The organism is Ornithinibacter sp. (genome assembly GCF_035443565.1).
In the GTDB taxonomy this organism is placed as follows: domain Bacteria; phylum Actinomycetota; class Actinomycetes; order Actinomycetales; family Dermatophilaceae; genus Fodinibacter.
Window position 1 is genome coordinate 1 of sequence record NZ_DAORSO010000436.1, and the last position, 1,057, is coordinate 1,057.

The window sequence follows — 1,057 nt, forward strand, 5'->3', positions numbered from 1 at the left end:
CGGCCGGGAGTGGTTCCGCGACCCGGCCCTGCCCAGCGGGGGGCCCATCCACACCGAGATCTTCGAGGGGGACGCGTGAGCCCGCGCACGCGCAAGACGCTCCAGGCGGTCGTGGGGCTGGGCCTGGCCGTGGCGCTCCTGGTGTGGGGGCTGCCGTACTTCGCCAAGACGACGTGGGTCGACATCTGGGACGTCATCGCGACGATCCCGCTCAGTCACGCCGTGGGCTTCCAGCTGCTGATGCTCGCCGGCCTGTGGTGCTACACCTTCACCTTCACCGGCTCGCTGCCCGGGCTGACCCACAGCAAGGCGCTGATCGTCAACCTCTGCGGGTCCTCGGTGTCCAACCTCCTGCCCGGTGGCGGGGCCGTCGGGCTCGCCGCGACGTACGCGATCTGCCGGTCGTGGGGCTTCTCGCGGCGGGCGACGTCCACCTCGGTCGTCGTCACGGGCGTGTGGAACGTGCTGGCCCGCATCGCGCTGCCGGTCATCGCGATCGCCGTGCTGTGGTTCACCGGGGTCGCCCTGCCCGGCTCCCTCACGGACCTCGCGGTGGCCGGCATGTTCACCGGCCTGGCGATCCTCGGGGCCCTCATCGCGATCATCGCGAGCGAGCGGGCCGCGCAGGCCATCGGCCGGGGGCTGGACGCCGTGATCGGGCCGCTCGTCCGCCGGCGCCGACCCGACTCCACGATGCGCGTCTCCGAGCTCGTGAGCGACCTGCGCGGTCGGATCAAGCACGTCGTCGGCAAGTCCTGGTGGTCGATGACCCTGGGCATGATCGGCTTCTTCGGCGCCTACTTCGTGCTGTTCGTGCTCATCATGCGCGGCACCGGCGTGACGTTGCCGCTCAACCTGTTGTTCGCGGCCTACGCGATCGGCCGGCTGCTCACGACGATCGGCATCACCCCGGGCGGGATCGGCGTCACCGAGGTCGCCACGTCCGTCGTGCTCGTCGGGTGGGGCGCCGACACCGCCGGGGCAGGCGCAGGCCTCGTGCTGTTCTCGCTGTTCACCCACCTCATGGAGGTGCCGCTCGGGGCGCTGGGCTGGCTGC

The 1,057-nt window shown here is 71.5% G+C and carries 1 protein-coding gene; it reads left to right on the top strand.

Annotated features, from left to right (window positions below; all coding sequences use genetic code 11):
• Nucleotides 1-75 precede the first annotated feature (75 nt).
• A partial coding sequence (locus PLL68_RS15785) for a lysylphosphatidylglycerol synthase transmembrane domain-containing protein (RefSeq protein WP_324535728.1) occupies nt 76-1,057 on the top strand: 982 nt, incomplete at its 3' end.